This window comes from Pseudomonas sp. W2I6 (assembly GCF_030815935.1).
Classification (GTDB): domain Bacteria; phylum Pseudomonadota; class Gammaproteobacteria; order Pseudomonadales; family Pseudomonadaceae; genus Aquipseudomonas.
In genome coordinates, this window is the sequence record NZ_JAUSXJ010000001.1 from 4,980,071 (window position 1) to 4,998,139 (window position 18,069).

The window sequence follows — 18,069 nt, forward strand, 5'->3', positions numbered from 1 at the left end:
ACGCGACCCAGCGCAACATGGACGCTCTGTGTAGAACATAAGGAAGTGGTGGGCATTTGATTCACAGAAAAGAACGCACCGAGTATTTGAAGAGCAATATCAAATACCTGATCAAGAGCCGCGGAGAGACGCAGCTGTCGTTGTGCAATGCGGCCGGCCTGACCAGAACCACGATCTACAACATTCTGGAAGGCAAGGTCGTTAACGTACAGCAGTCCACCATCCGCAAGATCTCGGATTTCTTCGGCGTTTCCTATGAAGAAATCGAGACCCTCGACTTCGAAGAAAAAGAGATCATCGACAGCAGTATTTCCCCCCAGGGCAACATGAACCCTGCTGCCGTGCCGATCATCAAGCAAAGCCAGGTCATGGCGAGCATGGACAAGCGCATTGGCGAACTCGCCACGCTGTACCCGCTGACCTACTACTTCGGCACTTCCTACAACTTGATAGCCGTGCTGCTGGAACATGCGATTGCCGGCGTCAACGAGCCGGGCGATTTGTTGATCGTGCAGAAAGGGACGTCGAGCGACGACAAGGAAAAGTTGGTGTACGACAGGCTCAGCAAAAAACTATTTATCACGGATCAAGCGTGTGTCAGCTCGGATCGTATCTGTGTGGTGGGAGATATCATTGAGGAGCGCTTCAATGACAACGTATGAGCACGAAGTCGAAAACAGCAAATACAAGTTGCTGGGGTTCGAGAATGACAAGAGCCTGGCGGTGATCATGGTGATCGCCACGGGCAAGATCATTCGGATAAAGCTGAGCGAAGTGCTGAACAGCGAAATCATGGACAATTTAAATAAAATGGAAGTCAAGAACATGTACAAGAAGTTCTACTCACAGGGCGGAGCGCTGACCGCGTACGACCTCAACGACCGCAACGAGAACTCATGGATGATTTACATCATCCTGAACCTGCTGCTCTTTACGTTCTATATCTTCACCAGCATCGCCGCGACCAAACCTATCTACCTGGAGTCGCTGGGCATTATCGTCACGCCCGGCACGTTCCTTTACCCGCTGACGTTTCTGATCGTGGACTTGCTCAACGAACAGTTCGGCCTGCGGCTGGCGAGACGGGCCATCCTGTTTGCGTTTGCCAGTAACGCGATGATCATCATCCTGCTCTACGGCTCGACCTTCCTCCCCGGTTTGCCAGGCTGGAAGCTCGACGGGCCTTACAACGACGTGATCATCCAGGTGTCGTCGGTGCTCATCGCCTCTTCGGTTTCGTTCCTGGTGTCGGAGAACATCAACTCGTACCTGCTGTGCAAGATCAAGGAGCTGACCAATTCCAGGTACCTGTTCCTGCGGATTTTCCTGAGTACGTTCTTCGCGGTGATTATCGACAGTTTCCTGTTCTGCTTCATCGCGTTCTACGGCGCCATGCAGACCAGCGACATCCTGAACATGATCTACGTGCAGATTGCGATCAAGGTCTGCTTTGCCTTCTTCAACATCCTGCCGGCCTATGGCGCCCGCTCGCTGTTCAAGCGCTACATCACCGGCGATACCCAGCCCCAACCACACGCCAACTGATGATCGTTCCCACGCTCTGCGTGGGAATGCCGCCTTGGACGCTCCGCGTCCGCCTTTGTGACGCGGAGCGTCACGGGATGCGTTCCCACGCGGAGCGTGGGAACGATCGACAGGTCTGCTTTGCCTTCATCAACATCCTGCCGGCCTACGGTGCCCGCTCGCTGTTCAAGCGCTACATCACGGGCGATAACACGCCAGCTGATGATCGTTCCCACGCTCTGCGTGGGAATGCCGCCTTGGACGCTCCGCGTCCGCCTTTGTGACGCGGAGCGTCACGGGATGCGTTCCCACGCGGAGCGTGGGAACGATCGACATCACGCCAGTTTGCTTTTCAGGCTCTGCATGACGGCTGCCTTGTTTTCGAGGTAGTCGTTCAGGCCACGTGCGCGCAGGTTGCACGCGTCGCAGTTGCCACAACCCGTACCGATAATGCCGTTGTAGCAGGTCAGGGTCTGGTTGCGGATCAGGTCCAGCTGCTGGTGATCGTCCGCCAGGGCCCAGGTCTCGGCCTTGTTCAGCCACATCAACGGCGTTTCCAGGCGCACGTCGTATTCCATGCCCAGTTGCAGCGCTTTGTTCAGCGCCTTGACGAACTCGTCCCGGCAATCGGGATAGCCGGAGAAGTCGGTTTCACACACCCCGGTGATCACCGTTTCCGCCTTGACCTGGTAGGCGTAGATCGCCGCGAGGGTCAGAAACAGAATGTTCCTGCCAGGCACGAAGGTGCTCGGCAAACTCTCGCCCGAGCTGTTCACCGTGGGTACCGGAATGTTGTCGCGGGTCAGGCTGCTGATGGCCAGCTCGTTCAACAGCGACACGTCCATCACTTTGTGAACGGTGGCGCCCAGCTGTTTGGCGAGTTTCTGTGCGACTTCGATTTCCGCCACATGGCGCTGGCCATAATCGAAGGTAATGCAGTGCACCTCGTCATACAGCGCCAGTGCCTGGATCAGGCAGGTGGTCGAATCCTGCCCACCACTGAATACGATAACGGCTTTTTTACTCATCACGCTGCTTCCTGCATTTGTAAGATTTGGCATAGTTTAAAGGCCCCTCAATAAAAAACCCCGCGCTTCTTTCGAAGGCGGGGTTTTTTACTGCTCGATCACTCAGTGAGCGTACGTCAGCAGCAACTCTTTCGGCACCTGGAAATCCAGGGACATCATCACGCTCAAGGCGGTGATGGTGAAGATCGAGAAGACGAACAGCTTGCGTGCCCAGACGGTGTCATCCACCGCCTTGTAGCCGGTCCAGGCCATGTACAACCAGTACATGCCCATGGCGGCGGCAACGGCGAGGTAGCTCATGCCGGCGTAGCCACTGAAGGTCAACATCAAGGTCGCCACGAGGAAGGCCAGGATGTAGAGCAGGATGTGTTTCTTGGCGACCTTGATGCCACGCTTGACCGGAAGAACCGGAATCGAGGCAGCCAGGTAGTCGTTGAAGCGGAAGATCGCGATGGCATAGGAGTGCGGCATCTGCCACAGGCTGAACATCACCAGTAGCACCAACGCGGCCATGTCGAAGCTATTGGTCACAGCCACATAACCAATCACCGGCGGCATCGCCCCCGACAGACTGCCCACCAGCGTGCCATGAACCGACTTGCGCTTGAGGTACAGGCTGTAGAAGCCGACGTAGATGACAAAGCCGATCACGGCAAACAGCGCCGCCAGCGGGTTGGCCACCTTGTACAGCAACACCACGCCGGCGATACCCAGGATGGTCGCGAAGATCAGTGCCAGTTTCAGGGAGATAAGGCCCTGGACCAGCACACGATTCTTGGTGCGTTCCATCTTGATGTCGATATCGCGGTCGATGCAGTTGTTGAATACACAACCGGAAGCTACCACCAGGGACGTGCCGATCATCGCAGCCAGGAAAATGGCCAGATCGACATGCCCCTTGGAGGCCAGGAAGAAACCGCCTGCCACAGAAAGCACGTTACCGAAAATGATCCCCGGTTTGGTGATTTGGATAAAGTGCTTAAGCGACATCGGGTCTTACCTCACTTCGCCATCATGAACGTATGGATGCTGAACATGATCCATACCGACAGGCCAACCAGCAGGAGGATCACCAAACCTGCGAACACGAACGCAATCACGTTATCGCGCTGAGCCTTCGAGCGGTCCAGGTGCAGGAAGTACACCAGGTGAACCAGGACCTGGATCACCGCGAACGCCAGGACGATCATCAAGGTGATCGACTTCGGCAAGGTTGGGTACATCACCAGGCCGAACGGGATCAGCGTCAGGATGACCGACAGGATGAAGCCAATGGCATACGACTTGACGCTGCCGTGGCTGTCATCATGGCTGTCATGGGAATGTGCATTAGCCATTACAGAGTCCCCATCAGGTAGACAACGGTGAAGACGCAGATCCAGACCACGTCCAGGAAGTGCCAGAACAGGCTCAGGCAGCTCAGGCGAGTCTTGTTGGTGTTGGTCAGGCCATGTTTGTTGACCTGATACATCATGGTCGCCATCCAGATCAGACCGGCAGTCACGTGCAGACCGTGGGTGCCTACCAGCGTGAAGAACGCCGACAGGAAGCCGCTACGGTGCGGGCCGTAACCTTCGGAGATCAGCAGGTGGAACTCGTTGACCTCCATGCCGATGAAGCCCAGGCCGAACAGGAAGGTCAGTGCCAACCAGCTCAGGACGCCTTTCTTGCTGCCCTTGTAGAAGGCCAGCATGGCGAAGCCGTAGGTGATCGAGCTGAACAACAGCAAGGCGGTTTCGCCGAGCACGTAAGGCAGTTCGAAGATGTCGTGGCCCGACGGGCCACCCGCTACGTTGTTTACCAGTACCGCGTACACCGCGAAGATCGACGCAAACAAGATGCAGTCGGTCATCAGGTAGAGCCAGAAACCGAATACGGTCATTGGCCCCGAGTCGTGGTGATGGTCATCGTGCCCATGGTCATCGACATGGGCGTGTCCAGCATTGGTCACTAAGTTCGACATGGTTTAAGCCTGTTCCAACGAGGTTTCAACACGGTTGGCCGGGATCTTCTTCTCGGCAACCAGGCGAGCGTGTTGCTCGGCTTCGATGCGTTCGATCACGTCGACCGGCACCATGTAGCCTTGGTCATCACGGGCAGCGTGAACGATGAAGTAGCCGATGGTGCCCACCAGGCTCACGATGGCCAGCCACCAGATGTGCCAGATCATCGCGAAACCGAACACGGTCAACAGCGCGCCCATCACAACGCCGGTAGCGGTGTTGTTAGGCATGTGGATCGGTTCGTAACGCGCAGGCTTCTGGTACGCAGTACCGTCTTCCTTGGCCTCGGTGAACGGATCGATGCTGTCAGCCTTCGGCAGTACGGCAAAGTTGTAGAACGGCGGTGGCGACGAAGTCGACCATTCCAGGGTGTGTGCATTCCATGGGTCGCCGGATTCGCACATGTTCTGCTTGCGATCACGCACGCTGACATACAGCTGGATCAGCTGGCAGGCGATACCCACAGCGATCATCAGTGCACCCACCATGGCAACGTACAGGTACGGTACCCACTCAGGGTTGGTCGTGGCGTTCAGACGACGGGTCATGCCCATGAAGCCCAGAGCGTAGAGCGGCATGAACGCGACGAAGAAGCCCGAGATCCAGAACCAGAATGCAGCCTTGCCCCAGCCTTCGTGCAGCTTGAAGCCGAACGCTTTCGGGAAGTAGAAGCTGAAACCTGCGATGTAGCCGAATACTGCGCCGCCGATGATCACGTTATGGAAGTGAGCAATGACGAACAGGCTGTTGTGCAGCACGAAGTCAGCACCCGGGATGGCCAGCAGTACGCCGGTCATGCCGCCGATCGCGAAGGTCACCATGAAGCCCAGGGTCCACAGAACCTGGCTGGTGATACGCAGACGACCGTGATAGATGGTGAATAGCCAGTTAAATAGCTTCACCCCCGTCGGGATGGAAATCAGCATCGTCGCCAGTCCGAAGAACGCGTTGACGCTGGCCCCCGAACCCATGGTGAAGAAGTGGTGCAGCCAAACCATGAAGCCCAGTACCGAGATCGCGCCCGAGGCGTAGATCATCGAGTGGTGACCGAACAGGCGCTTGCCCGAGAAGGTCGAGATCACTTCAGAGAAGATACCGAACGCTGGCAGGATCAGGATGTACACCTCAGGGTGACCCCATGCCCAGAACAGGTTCACGTACATCATTGGATTGCCACCAAGTTCATTGGTGAAAATGTGGAAATCCAGGTAACGGTCAAGCGACAGCAACGCCATGGTTGCAGCCAGGATCGGGAACGATGCAACGATCAGTACGTTGGCCCAGGTGCAGGTCCAGGTGAAGATCGGCATGTCCATCAGCTTCATGCCAGGGGCGCGCATTTTCAAGACGGTGGCCAGGAAGTTGACCCCCGTCAGTGTCGTCCCGAGTCCTGATAACTGTAGCGCCCAGATGTAGTAATCCACACCCACGCCCGGACTGTAGGCCAGGCCCGACAATGGCGGATACGCAACCCAACCGGTCTTGGCGAATTCGCCGACGCCCAGGGACAGGTTGATCAGCACTACGCCGGATACCAGCAGCCAGAAGCTCAGGGAGTTCAGGAACGGGAACGCAACGTCACGCGCACCGATCTGCAGCGGCAAGGCAAGGTTCATCAGGCCGGTGAAGAAAGGCATCGCCATGAAGATGATCATGATCACACCGTGGGCGGTGAAGATCTGGTCATAGTGTTCAGGAGGCAGGTAGCCAGGCGAACCCTCGGTGGCCATGGCCAACTGGGTACGCATCATGATGGCGTCGGCAAAACCACGCAGCAGCATGACCATGGCAACGATGACGTACATGACGCCGATTTTCTTGTGGTCGACCGAAGTCAGCCACTCGGTCCACAGGTAGGTCCACTTCTTGAAGTAAGTGATACCTGCAAACAGTGCCAGACCACCCAGCGCGATCATGGCGATGGTCACCATCACGATCGGCTCGTGGAACGGGACCGCATCCCAACTTAATTTACCAAACATCGTTTACTCCTCTGCCCCAGCAGTTGAATGCGAGCCCGTGTCAGAACCTTCAACCGCGGCCACTTCTTTCTTCTCGTGCTCGATCGGCTTGCCTGGCTTCATACCTTCGTACTTGTCGACGATTTTCTGAAACAGGTCCGGCTCGTACGTGGAATACAGGGCGACTGGGTTGTTCTGGCTTGGTTTGGCAAGGGCGTCGTATTCAGCTTGATCAAGCTGTTTAGGTGCGGCCTTGACTTCGGCTACCCAGGCGTTGAAATCTTCCTGGCTCGTCGAGATCGCTTTGAATTTCATGCCGGTGAAGCCAGCACCGCTGTAGTTGGCGGAGATGCCTTCCATTTCAGCTTTCTCGTTCGCGATCAGGTGCAGACGGGTCTGCATGCCTGCCATCGCGTAGATCTGGCCACCCAGTGCAGGGATGAAGAACGAGTTCATCACGGCGTCGGAGGTGATCCGGAAATTAAGCGGGGTGTTCTCCGGGAACCGGATCTGGTTCACAGTGGCGATACCCAGGTCCGGGTAGATGAACAGCCACTTCCAGTCCAGCGCGACCACTTCGATGTTGATCGGCTTGACGTCGGAGTCCAGCGGACGGTACGGGTCCAGCTCATGGGTCGACTTATAGGTGATGTAACCCAGGGCGATGATGATGAGGATCGGCACCAGCCACACCGCGATTTCAATCTTGGTGGAGTGCGACCACTTCGGCGCATAGGTGGCGCTGGTGTTCGACGCGCGGTATTTCCAGGCGAACGCGAACGTCATGATGATCACGGGCACCACGACCAACAGCATCAGCAGGGTGGCGGTGATGATCAGGTTGCGTTGATCCAGACCGACCTGACCTTTAGGGTCGAGCAAGGTCCACTTGCAGCCTCCCAGCATTAACATCATGCCGAGCAGCGGCAAAAAGCCTAGTAATCGGGGGTACCTGTTTTTACTCATCTCACGACCTCTAAAGCAGCTTGCGCAATGCAGTTGGGTTTTGATCGCCAACACTTCACCCTGCCAAGGGTTGGCATTTCTCTTCGATTGAATAAGGGCCTGCCCGTCGCACCTTGCGCGAATCGACACGTCCCGGGCTAGCGGTGAGTTCTTATTCGAATTCGTTGGTCAAAGGCCTTGTTACAGACCAATTCCATTTGGTGCGGATAGTTGAAAGGCTGCCGGCACCTGGGGTCGCATGAAACGTTACATCCGCTTCTCGACCGCCCTAGTTTGCTCAGGGGTGAGCAGCACCGGACATTCAGTGCGGGCGATTGTAGTTAGCTAGCGATGTATAAACCATGTCTTATCCAGAAATAATTTTTATCGTTTCCAGCAATAATCCTTCACCATTATTGCAAAGGTCCGCGATCGTATCGCGTTTGATTCTCGACAAAAACCACAAAAAATGCCGTGTTATTGGGCAATCTGCCACATCCCTTACAGCCTGTAAGGGCATCGAAAACGGATCCAAGTCCCCTAAAAACAAGGCATTCGGACATCGGGCAATGTCGCCGAGCGCACGCCACTCGCGGCGTCGGCCAGACGACGAACTGACAGCCATAAAACGCCGCTTCATGCAAATTTATGGCGCGTTTACGAGCGTCAGAAACGTCCTGCGACAGCTTCCGTGTGACAACATGTCGCACGCTACGCACACCCAAACTTGCCCCGCGTCACGGCCTCTTCACAAATGCCTACAAACAAAAACGCCCCAGCCTTCTTTAGAGGAAGGCCGGGGCGTTGAGTTGTAACGGCTTAGGCTTTGCCCTGGCGATTACGGTAAATGCCCAGTGGCACCAGGATCACCGTCAGCACAAAGGCCACCAGCGCCCACTGGGCCAGGGACAGGCCGAGCACGGGCGGGTACGGCGTCTCACAGAAGCCGTCGACCTGGAACCCCAGGGGAAACACCGAGGCCAGCGGCAAGCCATCGACAATCGGTTGCAGCACGTCGATGCCGCAGCTGACCTTCGGAAAGTACTGGATGTACACGTGATAGCCGGCAGCGGCGACGCCACCCAGGGCGCTGAGGGTCACCAGTGCTTCAAACACCGTGACACTGCGGGTGGTGCGCATGGCGGCACCGATGAAGGCGAAGATCGCGATCAGCAGCAAGGCATAACGTTGCAGGATGCACAGCGGGCAAGGGGCCTCGCCCAGCACCACCTGCATGTACAGCGCCCCGCCGATCAGCGCCAGGCAAATGATGCCCAGCAGTACCAGAAAGCGTCGCTCCCTGCCCAAACGCAATTCGTCGATCATCCCCGTTTCCCTTTAGCCAATGATGGTTGTGCCAATGGCCGCAAGTTTACACGCGGACGGTGAAAGTTGAGCAGTTGGCGTGTGGAGGTTTAAACAGGAGGCATTAACAGGAGATTAATCAGGGAAAATGGAGATCAAAATGTGGGAGCGGGCTTGCTCGCGAAGGCGGTGTATCAGACACACATTCAGTGACTGACACTCCGCTTTCGCGAGCAAGCCCGCTCCCACATTTTTGACCGAGTAAGTTATTCCAGAGCCGACGCCGGCCCAAAGAACTCATACCGGCTCTGCGCTTCCGGCACACCCAGGGCCTTCAAGTGACGCTTGATCGCCGCCATGAAGCCTTTAGGCCCCAGGAAATATGCATCCACGTCCCGCTCCTGGGGCAACCACGCCGCCAGTTGCTCCTGGCTCAGCATCCCGACCTTGTCCGCCGCCGGGCTCACGCCATCATCCTCGGCGTAGCAATAGAAGCGCTTGAGCTGCGGATGCTGCGCGGCCAGGCCATCCACCCACTCACGGAACGCATGCACGCCGCCATTACGCGCGCAGTGGATAAAGTGAATCGGACGCTCGGTGGCCAGCGCCGCTTCGAGCATCGGCAATGTTGGCGTGATGCCCACGCCGCCGCTGATCAGCACCAATGGCTTGTCGCTGGCCGCCAGGGTGAATTCCCCCGAAGGCGGGAACAGATCGATGGTCGCACCCACATGGAGCTGGTCATGCAGGTAGTTCGACACCCGCCCACCGGCTTCGCGCTTGACGCTGATGCGGTACTGGCCCGAATCGCCACGCGCCGACAGGGAATAGTTGCGGCGCACTTCCTCGCCCTCCAGCACCAGCTTCATGCCGATGTACTGCCCAGGCTCGGCGGCCAGGATCGGGCCGTTATCCACAGGCGCGAAGTAAAACGAGATAATTTCCGCGCTCTCCTCCACACGCTTGACCAAGGTGAACGGCCGCGCGCCACGCCAGCCGCCCGGCGCTTGTTCCTTCTCTTTATAGATAGCCGCCTCGGCACCGATCAGGATGTCGGCCAATTGGCCATAGGCGGCGCCCCAGGCACTCATCACTTCAGGGGTGGCGATTTCGCTGCCCAGCACTTCGGAAATTGCCCGCAGCAGGCAGGTACCGACAATCGGGTAATGCTCCGGCAGGATCTGCAGGGCCACGTGCTTGTTGATGATCTTTGCCACCAGATCGCCCAACTGGTCGAGTTGGTCGATATGCCGGGCGTACATCAGCACGCCGTTGGCCAAGGCCCGGGGCTGGTCGCCGCTGGCCTGGTGGGCCTGGTTGAAGAGCGGGCGTACTTCTGGGTATTCGGACAGCATCATCCGGTAGAAATGGGTGATCAGGGCTTCGCCGCCACTTTCCAGCAGGGGCACGGTGGATTTGACGATGGCACGGTCTTGGGCACTAAGCATGGCAGACTCCTGAGTCTTCTTACTGAATACCCTTTACTACTCAGTATTCATGCCAACTAATAAATCATTATAAATCAAATACTTAATATTAATGTAGTCAGTATGACTTCCTACGCTATATAGTCACTATGACTACAAGGAGTCATTATGACTGCGAAGCCGCTGCTCACCACCCTGCTGCCCCTGGTCGCCGACCTGTCCCGCGAGTTGCCCGAAGGCGAGCGTTACCGGCGCCTGCTCCAGGCCATGCGCGCCCTGCTACCCTGCGACGCGGCCGCCCTGCTGCGCCTCGACGGCGAATGGCTGGTGCCGCTGGCGGTGGATGGCTTGAGCACCGACACCCTCGGCCGGCGCTTCAAGGTCAGCGAACATCCGCGTTTCGCCGTGCTGCTCAGCAGCCCCGGCCCTACCCGCTTTGACAGCGACAGCGAACTGCCCGACCCCTATGACGGCCTGGTGGATGGCCTGCACGGCCACTTGGAGGTTCACGACTGCATGGGCTGCCCACTGTTTGTCGACGACCAGCCCTGGGGCCTGCTGACCCTCGACGCCCTGGATACCGAGCGCTTCGAACGGGTGGAACTGGACGCCCTGCAAGCCTTTGCCAGCCTCGCCGCCGCCACCGTCAATGTCGCTGAACGCATTGAACGCCTGGCCCTGCGTGCCGAAGACGAACACCAGCGCGCCGAAATCTACCGCCAGGCCAGCGGCCAGCAGCACAAGGAAATGATCGGCCAGAGCAAGAGCCACAAACGCCTGGTGGAAGAAATCAACCTGGTGGGTGGCAGTGACCTGACGGTATTGATCACCGGCGAGACCGGCGTGGGCAAGGAGCTGGTGGCCCAGGCGATCCATGCTGCATCAAACCGCGCCGAGAAACCGCTGATCAGCCTCAACTGCGCCGCCCTGCCGGAAACCCTGGTGGAAAGCGAACTGTTCGGCCACGTGCGCGGGGCGTTTACCGGCGCGCTCAACGAACGCCGGGGCAAGTTCGAGCTGGCGAATGGCGGCACGCTGTTTCTTGATGAAGTGGGCGAGTTGTCCCTCACCGTGCAGGCCAAGCTGCTGCGGGTGCTGCAAAGTGGCCAGTTGCAGCGCCTGGGGTCTGACAAGGAGCACCAGGTGGATGTGCGCCTGATCGCTGCCACTAACCGGGATCTGGCCGAAGAAGTACGCAGCGGCCGCTATCGTGCCGACTTTTATCACCGTTTGAGTGTATACCCGTTGCAAGTCCCGGCGCTGCGTGAGCGCGGTCGCGATGTGCTGTTGCTGGCGGGCTTTTTCCTTGAACAGAACCGCTCACGCATGGGCCTGGGCAGCCTGCGCCTGACCAGCGATGCCCAGGCGGCACTGCTGGCTTATACCTGGCCGGGGAATGTGCGCGAACTGGAACACTTGATCGGCCGCAGCGCCTTGAAAGCCCTGGGTAACTGCCGGGAGCGCCCGAAGATTCTCAGCCTCAGCGCGGCGGATCTGGACTTGCCGAACGCCACCGCGCCACCGCTCGAAGCGCAGCCCGACCCCGTGCCGGACGTCACCGGCGACCTGCGCCTGGCCACCGAGAACTACCAGCGCCAGGTCATCAGCGCCTGCCTGGAACGCCACCAGCACAACTGGGCCAGTGCCGCCCGTGAGCTGGGCCTGGACCGGGCCAACCTGGGACGAATGGCCAAGCGCCTGGGCCTGAAGTAATGAACGGTGATTCTCGGGTAAAGGAGATCAAATGTGGGAGCTGTCGAGCCCCCCACACTAAACCTGCTTCGCCTTGTAGATTGGATTGATCGGCGCGCCAGCCTTGGGCTTGCGAAACACCAACACATTCCCCAGCATCACCAGCACCAACCCCGCCAACGCCGGCGCCGTCCACTGATAGCCCTCGGCAAACGCCGAGACGTTCAACGCCACCACCGGGAACAGCACGGTGCAATACGCCGCCCGCTCCGGCCCCATGCGCCCGACCAGGGTCAGGTAGGCGGTAAAGCCAATCACCGAACCCGGGATCACCAGGTACAGCAGCGAACCGATGTAGCGGCTGTTCCATTCCATGTCGAACGGAATGCCCTGCACCGCGCAGTACATCGCCAGCATCGACGCACCATAGGCCATGCCCCAGGCATTGGTGGTCAGTGGCTTGAGGCCGGCCTTCTGCTGCAGGCTCGACAGCATATTGCCCGCCGAGAAACACATGGTGCCGAGCAATGCCAAACCCAGGCCGAGCAAGGTTTGCGGGCTGGCGGTGTGCCCCACCAGTTCCGGCCAGAACAACAGCCCGAGGCCCAGCAAGCCAAGGCCGCCGCCCATCAACACATTGCGTGCGACCTTCTGCCCGAAGAACACCCGGGCGTTCAGCGCGTTCCACAAGGTGGCCGTCGAGAACACCACCGCCACCAGGCCGCTGGGAATCCACTGGCTGGCGGTCAGGAAGCACATGAAGTTGACGCAAAACAGGCACAGGCCCTGGGCCAGGCAGATCAGATGCCCGCGCCGGTTCATCACCTGCAGCTTGCGGCTGAGCAGCAGCATCACGAACAGCACCAGCGCCGCGAGGCCAAAGCGATAGACGATGGACACCGGAATCGCCACCACGCCCAGTTGCCACTTGAGGGCAATCCAGGTGGTGCCCCAGATCAATACGGTGAGTAAATACAGGAAAAGGTTCATGGCGGGCTCCGAGGGTTGAGCCACAGTTTCGCCCCTGGCGGCACCAGGTCTCTTGCACATTCTTGCGCTTTTGTCGGCTGCCGGGATCACAGCCGCCGCCGCGGGGAGTAGGATGCAAGCCGTCAGAGAGTACGAATATGCCGCCACTGGAAACCCTGCAAGTCTTTCAATCCCTCAACCGCTCGCCCAACGCTCGCCTCGAGCTGTGCGCCGAGCTCGGTGACGGCTTGTCTGCAGCCTTGTGGAGCAACCATCACGACGCCCAGGATTACGAAGCCCCCGACCACCACACCTTGTCCTGCTACATCGGCGGCGGCACCGGCACCTTTCGCCGCGACCAGCCCGGCACCAAGGGCGGCCCGGACAAGCTGTGCATCCTGCCGGCCGAGCATCAGTCGGCCTGGGTGATCAACGGCGAAATCCGCCTGGCCCACGTGTATTTCAGCCCCGAGCAATTCGCCCTGGGCTGCGTCACCTTGCTGGACCGCGAACCCCGCGAGTTGCAACTGCGCGAGAGCACCTTCCTCGACGATGCGCGGCAGGCCCGGCGTTTTCACCAGTTGATCAGCCTGAACTGGAAAGAGCCCGGCGAACGCCTGCTGACCAGCAGCCTGGCCCATGAGATGCTCAGCCATACCTTGCTCAGCCAGGTGGGGATGCGCGAGGGTTTGCGTTTGAAAGGCGGGCTGGCCGCCCACCAGCGCCGGCAACTGGTGGAGCACATCGACCAGCAACTGGCGGAGCCGATCAGCCTGGGGCAGTTGGCAGGCTTGTGTGCGTTGTCGGAGTACCACTTTGCGCGGATGTTTCGCGAGAGTTTTGGACTGCCGCCCCATCAATATCTGCTGGCGCGGCGCCTGGCCCGCGCCCGGGAGTTGTTGCGGGGTGGGTCGTTGCCGCTGGGCGAGATTGCCCTGGCGTGCGGATTTTCCAGCGCGAGCCACTTTACCAACCGGTTCCGCCAGGCGATGGGCGCCACCCCTGGTGAATACCGGCAGGCGTTCCTGCCTTGAAATGCAATCTGCCTGACGGCACAGGTCCAATGTGGGAGCGGGCTTGCTCGCGAATGCGCTGGATCAGTCAGTACATCTGTTGACTGTCACACCGCATTCGCGAGCAAGCCCGCTCCCACCTTTGATCTTCGGTGCTCAATAGTCCGTGCTGTTGGCCAGTGCCGTGGCCAGGCGGTTTTCCAGCGCCTTGACCCGCGCGCCTGCGACCACGTAATTGTTGGTCACCATCGAAAACACCAGCTTGCGCCCATTGGCATCGGTGACATACCCGGTCAACGACGACACGCCGCTCATGGAGCCGGTCTTGCCGTGCAGGTTGTTTTCCGCAGCGCTGCCCCGCAGGCGGTAACGCAGGCTGCCGCCCACCAGGCGCTGCGGATTACCGGCAACCGGCAACGCGTTGTACCAGGCGCTGAACCAGGGCTGTTTGCTGGCGGCCAGCAGCACATCCGTGAGGTTCTGCGACGACACCAGGTTACGCCGGGACAACCCCGAACCGTCCACCTGGTTCAACGTCGCCGTATCAATCCCCTGACGTTTCAGGAACCCGGCCACCGCCGCCACACCGGCAGGCGCCGTACCGGCATTCACGGTCTTGCGCCCCATGCTCTTGAGCAAGGCTTCAGACATGTTGTTATTGGAAAGCTTGAGCAACGGCGTGATCAGTTCCTGCAACGGCGCCGACTCATGCAGCGCGAGCACCGTCGCCGTGGTCGGCGTCACCCCCCCGATCATCCGACGCCCCTGCACGACAATCCCCTGCTGCGCCAAGGCCTGTTCAAAAAGGTTGGCCACCAGTTGCGTCGGCTCCCACACACTGACCAGTTGCGGGCTCTGCCTGCCCGGCGCCAGCGCGCCACTGAGGCGCAACAGGTTGGTGCCGTGCTGGCGATTGATTCCATAGCTGTTGCCTGTGCCGCTGACCGCACGGTTGCTGAGCTGCACGTAATCGGTAGCCGGGCTGATCTCCACCGTCACCGGGCGCCCTGCCACGACCGGCGCCCTGGCCGTGACCAGCAGGGAGCCCGCATCAAAGTCGTCATTGGGCGACACCGTCAGCGCCGAAATCTGCGCGCCGTAGTAGGTGCTTTCATCGTCCTGGGACCAGTCGGTGCCCAGGCGCTCGGCGTCGAAGAACGTGTCGTCGAACACCACGTCGCCCCGCACCTGCCGGATGCCCTGCTGCGCCAGGTTGGCCGCCAGCGCCTGGTAATCCGCCCACTGGATCGTCGGGTCGCCCAGGCCGCGCAGGTAGAGGTTGCCATTAAGTACCGCGCCCTGGCGGATGCCGTCGCTCAACAGTTGCGTGGAAAACCGATACTGCGGCCCCAGCACATCCATCGCCGCCGCAGTGGTCAACAGCTTGAGGCTCGAAGCCGGGCTCAGCCGCGTACGCGGGTTGTGCTGATAGAGCGTGTTGCCACTGCGGGCATCGCGCACCATCAGCGATACGCTGGCGCCGTGCAGTGCCGGGTCGGCCAGCAACTGGTCGAGGCTGGCGCTGGTGGAAGTTTTCGGCGCCGTGGCGCAACCGCCCAGCAACAAGCTCAAGCCCAGCAGCAGCCCGCCGGTGTGTATCCATCGTCCCAACTGCATCGCTATCGTGTTCCCGCAAAGTCATTAATGGCGGCCACGCTAGCAGCTCGACAACCGTATGGCGAGGCAGCCGGCTACCGCGCCATAGGGTGTAGCCGAATTTAGAACGTCAGGGTGCTGGACACCGACACCTGCCGCGCATCGCCGATGGACACGAACTGGGTGTTCACGGCCGAGGTGTAATAGGTGCGGTCAAACAGGTTCTTCACGTTGAGCTGGAACTTGACCTTCTGCCCCTCGATTTTAGTGTCATAGGTGGCGAACGCATCGGCCACGGTGTAGCCCGGCAGTTCGAAGCTGTTGGCCGCGTCCCCTGCTCGCTCGCCGACATAACGTGCCCCGGCGCCGACCCGCAGTTGGTCGCCACCGAGAATGCTGCCGAAGTCATACACCGCCGACAGCGAGCCGGTGTTCTTCGCCACGTTTTGCAGGCGATTACCTTTGTATTCCGGGTCTTCGGTAACCTCTGCATCGGTGTAGGCATAGCTGCCGATCACGCTCCACTTATCCGTCAGTTGGCCGCTGGCATCCAGTTCCAGGCCTCGGGAGCGCACTTTGCCGGCGACGCTGTAGACCGAGGTCAAGCCATCGCCGACCTGCACCAGCACGTTGCGTTTTTCGATGTTGAACAGGGCGGCGCTGGCGGTGATGCGCCCCGGTATATCGAGCTTGGTCCCCAACTCCCAGGACTTCGACTGCTCCGGCTCAAGGCTGCCATCCAGCACACTTTTGTTCGCCAGCGGTGCGATGGTGGAGTTGGGCTTGAACGACTCGGTGTAGCTGCCATAGAACGACAGCTCGTCGGTGTAGCGGTACACCAGGCCCGCCCGTGGCACCCACTTCTGGCCATTGCCGTCGGTGTTGGCGGTGAACGGGACGCCCTTGCCGGCGTATTGGTCGTACATCTGATAACGCGCGCCGCCCACCAGGATCCACTGGTCGGTGAGGTGGATCGCATCCTGCAGGAACAGCGAGTCGCTGCGCAGCAGGTCCGTCTGGTTACTGTCCGGCGCGCTGACGGTGGTGCCCGCCACTTCATTGCCATAGACCGGATCGTTGTAGTTGAACGTGCCACGGGGCGCCTGGCGGATCAGGTCGGCCCGGTAGATCTTGCGGTACTCGTCATCCAGGCCGAAGGTCAGGTCATGCTGCATGCCTGCGACGTTGACCTTGCCTTCAAGGCTGGCGGTGGCGAAGCGGTCGGTGGTCAGTGCGCCCTGGGTGCCGTCCATGCTGCGGGTCAGGGTGCCATTGGTGTTGACCTTGACCACACGCACCTGGCTGGCGTCGTAGGTCTCGCGGTTCCAGCTGTAGCCGAAGTGGGCTTTCCAGTCGTCATTCAAATCGTGGTCGGCCTCGAAGCGGTACAGGTCGGAGCGGCCTTCCATGTTGTTGAAGGGCTCGTCCAGGCGGCGAGTCGACGGGATGTTGAGCGGGTGGTTGGTCTTGGGGTCGATGGCGGTGCCCCGGTCGAACGGCGAGAGAAACTCCCGGTGCTCATAGGCAAACAACAGCTTGGTGTTGTCGCCGTACCAGGCCAGCGACGGTGCGATCAGGCTCTCGCGGTGAGTGCCGTAGTTGCGCCAGTAATCTTCGTCTTCGTGATCGACGATCAAGCGGTACGCCAACCCGCTGTCACCGATGGGCCCTGTGGTGTCGAGGTTGCCGCCGCTGCCGTTCTTGCCGTCGCCAAAGGTCGAGCCGCGCACGGTCAGCGAGGTGGATTGGATCAGCTCGGGTTTCTTGCTGACGATATTGACCACGCCGCCCGGATCCTGGATGCCATACAGCAACGACGACGGGCCCTTGAGCACTTCGACGCGCTCGGCGGTGGAATTCAGCGCGCGACCCTGCACCAGCGGCATGCCGTCCTGCATGATCGAACCGTTTCGGTTGTCACCAAAACCCCGCAGCATCACCGCGTCCTGGGTGCTGCCCAAGGTGTTGGCCTGGGTGATGCCACTGATGTTGGTCAGGGCATCGTCGAGGTTGCGCGGCTGTTGATCGCGCATCACCTGGGCCGGTACAACGTTGACAGTCTGTGGGGTTTCCAGCAGCAGGCCGTGGGAACGCATCACCGAACTGGTAGGCGGCGGTTGATAGCTGGTGGTATCCGAGGCCAGGGCGGCACCGTTGATGGTGGTGGCGCCGAGGTTCAGCGCGCCGTCGGTGGGCAGCGGTTCCAGGGCCAGGGTGCGGGCGTCGATCTGGCGGAAGGTGAAGCCGGAATTACCCAGCAGGCGTTGCATGGCCTGGGCCGCACTCATCTGCCCGGTGATGGCCGGGGCCTTGATGGCGTACGGCGCTTCGTCGGTGTAGACCACGCTGATGCCGGTCACCCGGGTGAAGTCGCTCAAGGCCTGGGGCAGCGGCTTGGCGGCCAGGGCAAAGTTGAACAGCGTGCTCTGCTGCTGCGCCTCGGCCGCCTGCGCCACGCCCAGGGGCAACAGCGCCAGCCCCGAAACTGCCAATACCGAGGCTCCCAGCCAATGTTTAACCGAACCCGCCGACGTTGCCCTGGACTTCATGCTTGAGAACCCGTGTGTAAAAAACGCTGTTAATGCGAATTAATCGCAGTTTCAAGC

Annotated in this window: 16 protein-coding genes; 5 read left to right on the forward strand and 11 right to left on the reverse strand. The window is 59.8% G+C overall.

The features are described 5' to 3' along the window. Positions 1-56 precede the first annotated feature (56 nt). From QF039_RS22945 to QF039_RS22955, 3 genes are all read left to right on the forward strand, one after another. A complete protein-coding gene (locus QF039_RS22945; protein WP_003216382.1) occupies positions 57-662 on the forward strand; it encodes a helix-turn-helix transcriptional regulator in 606 nt (201 codons plus the stop codon). Beyond that, positions 649-1,545: a queuosine precursor transporter gene (locus QF039_RS22950; protein ID WP_177044449.1), complete on the forward strand. Its 897-nt coding sequence runs from the start codon at positions 649-651 to the stop codon at positions 1,543-1,545. Before QF039_RS22945 ends, QF039_RS22950 begins: the two co-directional genes overlap by 14 nt. 77 nt (positions 1,546-1,622) lie before the next feature. Continuing rightward, positions 1,623-1,808 (forward strand): hypothetical protein, encoded by a 186-nt coding sequence (locus QF039_RS22955; protein WP_307520887.1) that lies wholly within the window; start codon positions 1,623-1,625, stop codon positions 1,806-1,808. Positions 1,809-1,859: 51 nt separating this feature from the next. Here the strand turns inward: QF039_RS22955 and queC are convergent, their stop codons facing one another. From queC to hmpA, 8 genes are all read right to left on the reverse strand, one after another. Beyond that, positions 1,860-2,552, reverse strand: a complete 693-nt coding sequence (queC, locus tag QF039_RS22960) for a 7-cyano-7-deazaguanine synthase QueC (protein ID WP_003216378.1) — start codon at positions 2,550-2,552, stop codon at positions 1,860-1,862. A 102-nt stretch (positions 2,553-2,654) separates the two neighbouring features. Beyond that, a complete protein-coding gene (gene cyoE, locus QF039_RS22965; RefSeq protein ID WP_003216376.1) occupies positions 2,655-3,542 on the reverse strand; it encodes a heme o synthase in 888 nt (295 codons plus the stop codon). A gap of 11 nt (positions 3,543-3,553) precedes the next feature. Then, positions 3,554-3,889 (reverse strand): cytochrome o ubiquinol oxidase subunit IV, encoded by a 336-nt coding sequence (cyoD, locus tag QF039_RS22970; protein WP_003216374.1) that lies wholly within the window; start codon positions 3,887-3,889, stop codon positions 3,554-3,556. Next, a complete protein-coding gene (locus QF039_RS22975; protein ID WP_008435616.1) occupies positions 3,889-4,515 on the reverse strand; it encodes a cytochrome o ubiquinol oxidase subunit III in 627 nt (208 codons plus the stop codon). Before QF039_RS22975 ends, cyoD begins: the two co-directional genes overlap by 1 nt. A gap of 3 nt (positions 4,516-4,518) precedes the next feature. Beyond that, the gene (gene cyoB / locus QF039_RS22980; RefSeq protein ID WP_003216371.1) at positions 4,519-6,537 is read right to left on the reverse strand and encodes a cytochrome o ubiquinol oxidase subunit I; all 2,019 of its coding nucleotides are present in this window, start codon (positions 6,535-6,537) and stop codon (positions 4,519-4,521) included. A 3-nt stretch (positions 6,538-6,540) separates the two neighbouring features. Then, on the reverse strand, positions 6,541-7,482 hold the full coding sequence (cyoA, locus tag QF039_RS22985; RefSeq protein ID WP_008435619.1) for a ubiquinol oxidase subunit II: 942 nt from the start codon (positions 7,480-7,482) through the stop codon (positions 6,541-6,543). A 798-nt stretch (positions 7,483-8,280) separates the two neighbouring features. After that, complete coding sequence (locus QF039_RS22995; protein ID WP_177044448.1) at positions 8,281-8,787, reverse strand: disulfide bond formation protein B; 507 nt, start codon at positions 8,785-8,787, stop codon at positions 8,281-8,283. A gap of 245 nt (positions 8,788-9,032) precedes the next feature. Then, entirely contained in the window at positions 9,033-10,214 is a 1,182-nt protein-coding gene (hmpA, locus tag QF039_RS23000; protein WP_307520893.1) for an NO-inducible flavohemoprotein, read from the reverse strand. A 147-nt stretch (positions 10,215-10,361) separates the two neighbouring features. Between hmpA and norR the strand changes: the two genes are divergently transcribed. Then, entirely contained in the window at positions 10,362-11,906 is a 1,545-nt protein-coding gene (gene norR, locus QF039_RS23005; protein WP_008435623.1) for a nitric oxide reductase transcriptional regulator NorR, read from the forward strand. Positions 11,907-11,963: 57 nt separating this feature from the next. Here the strand turns inward: norR and QF039_RS23010 are convergent, their stop codons facing one another. Continuing rightward, positions 11,964-12,875: a DMT family transporter gene (locus QF039_RS23010; protein ID WP_008435625.1), complete on the reverse strand. Its 912-nt coding sequence runs from the start codon at positions 12,873-12,875 to the stop codon at positions 11,964-11,966. Positions 12,876-13,012: 137 nt separating this feature from the next. On the opposite strand from QF039_RS23010, the gene QF039_RS23015 reads away from it, so the two are divergent. Further along, the gene (locus tag QF039_RS23015; protein ID WP_177008766.1) at positions 13,013-13,888 is read left to right on the forward strand and encodes a helix-turn-helix domain-containing protein; all 876 of its coding nucleotides are present in this window, start codon (positions 13,013-13,015) and stop codon (positions 13,886-13,888) included. A gap of 135 nt (positions 13,889-14,023) precedes the next feature. Here the strand turns inward: QF039_RS23015 and dacB are convergent, their stop codons facing one another. Together dacB and QF039_RS23025 are read right to left on the reverse strand one after the other, a co-directional pair. Further along, positions 14,024-15,484 (reverse strand): D-alanyl-D-alanine carboxypeptidase/D-alanyl-D-alanine-endopeptidase, encoded by a 1,461-nt coding sequence (gene dacB / locus QF039_RS23020; protein ID WP_307520897.1) that lies wholly within the window; start codon positions 15,482-15,484, stop codon positions 14,024-14,026. A 101-nt stretch (positions 15,485-15,585) separates the two neighbouring features. Further along, positions 15,586-18,012 (reverse strand): TonB-dependent receptor, encoded by a 2,427-nt coding sequence (locus tag QF039_RS23025; RefSeq protein ID WP_307520899.1) that lies wholly within the window; start codon positions 18,010-18,012, stop codon positions 15,586-15,588. Between the last annotated feature and the right edge of the window lie 57 nt (positions 18,013-18,069).

Bases quoted from the DNA above. Each gene is read 5' to 3' on its own strand.
- QF039_RS22950 (WP_177044449.1), top strand. From the start codon at position 649: ATGACAACGTATGAGCACGAAGTCGAAAACAGCAAATACAAGTTGCTG.
- QF039_RS22955 (WP_307520887.1), top strand. From the start codon at position 1,623: ATGCGTTCCCACGCGGAGCGTGGGAACGATCGACAGGTCTGCTTTGCC.
- queC (WP_003216378.1), bottom strand. From the start codon at position 2,552: ATGAGTAAAAAAGCCGTTATCGTATTCAGTGGTGGGCAGGATTCGACC.
- cyoE (WP_003216376.1), bottom strand. From the start codon at position 3,542: ATGTCGCTTAAGCACTTTATCCAAATCACCAAACCGGGGATCATTTTC.
- cyoD (WP_003216374.1), bottom strand. From the start codon at position 3,889: ATGGCTAATGCACATTCCCATGACAGCCATGATGACAGCCACGGCAGC.
- QF039_RS22975 (WP_008435616.1), bottom strand. From the start codon at position 4,515: ATGTCGAACTTAGTGACCAATGCTGGACACGCCCATGTCGATGACCAT.
- cyoB (WP_003216371.1), bottom strand. From the start codon at position 6,537: ATGTTTGGTAAATTAAGTTGGGATGCGGTCCCGTTCCACGAGCCGATC.
- cyoA (WP_008435619.1), bottom strand. From the start codon at position 7,482: ATGAGTAAAAACAGGTACCCCCGATTACTAGGCTTTTTGCCGCTGCTC.
- QF039_RS22995 (WP_177044448.1), bottom strand. From the start codon at position 8,787: ATGATCGACGAATTGCGTTTGGGCAGGGAGCGACGCTTTCTGGTACTG.
- hmpA (WP_307520893.1), bottom strand. From the start codon at position 10,214: ATGCTTAGTGCCCAAGACCGTGCCATCGTCAAATCCACCGTGCCCCTG.
- norR (WP_008435623.1), top strand. From the start codon at position 10,362: ATGACTGCGAAGCCGCTGCTCACCACCCTGCTGCCCCTGGTCGCCGAC.
- QF039_RS23010 (WP_008435625.1), bottom strand. From the start codon at position 12,875: ATGAACCTTTTCCTGTATTTACTCACCGTATTGATCTGGGGCACCACC.
- QF039_RS23015 (WP_177008766.1), top strand. From the start codon at position 13,013: ATGCCGCCACTGGAAACCCTGCAAGTCTTTCAATCCCTCAACCGCTCG.
- dacB (WP_307520897.1), bottom strand. From the start codon at position 15,484: ATGCAGTTGGGACGATGGATACACACCGGCGGGCTGCTGCTGGGCTTG.
- QF039_RS23025 (WP_307520899.1), bottom strand. From the start codon at position 18,012: ATGAAGTCCAGGGCAACGTCGGCGGGTTCGGTTAAACATTGGCTGGGA.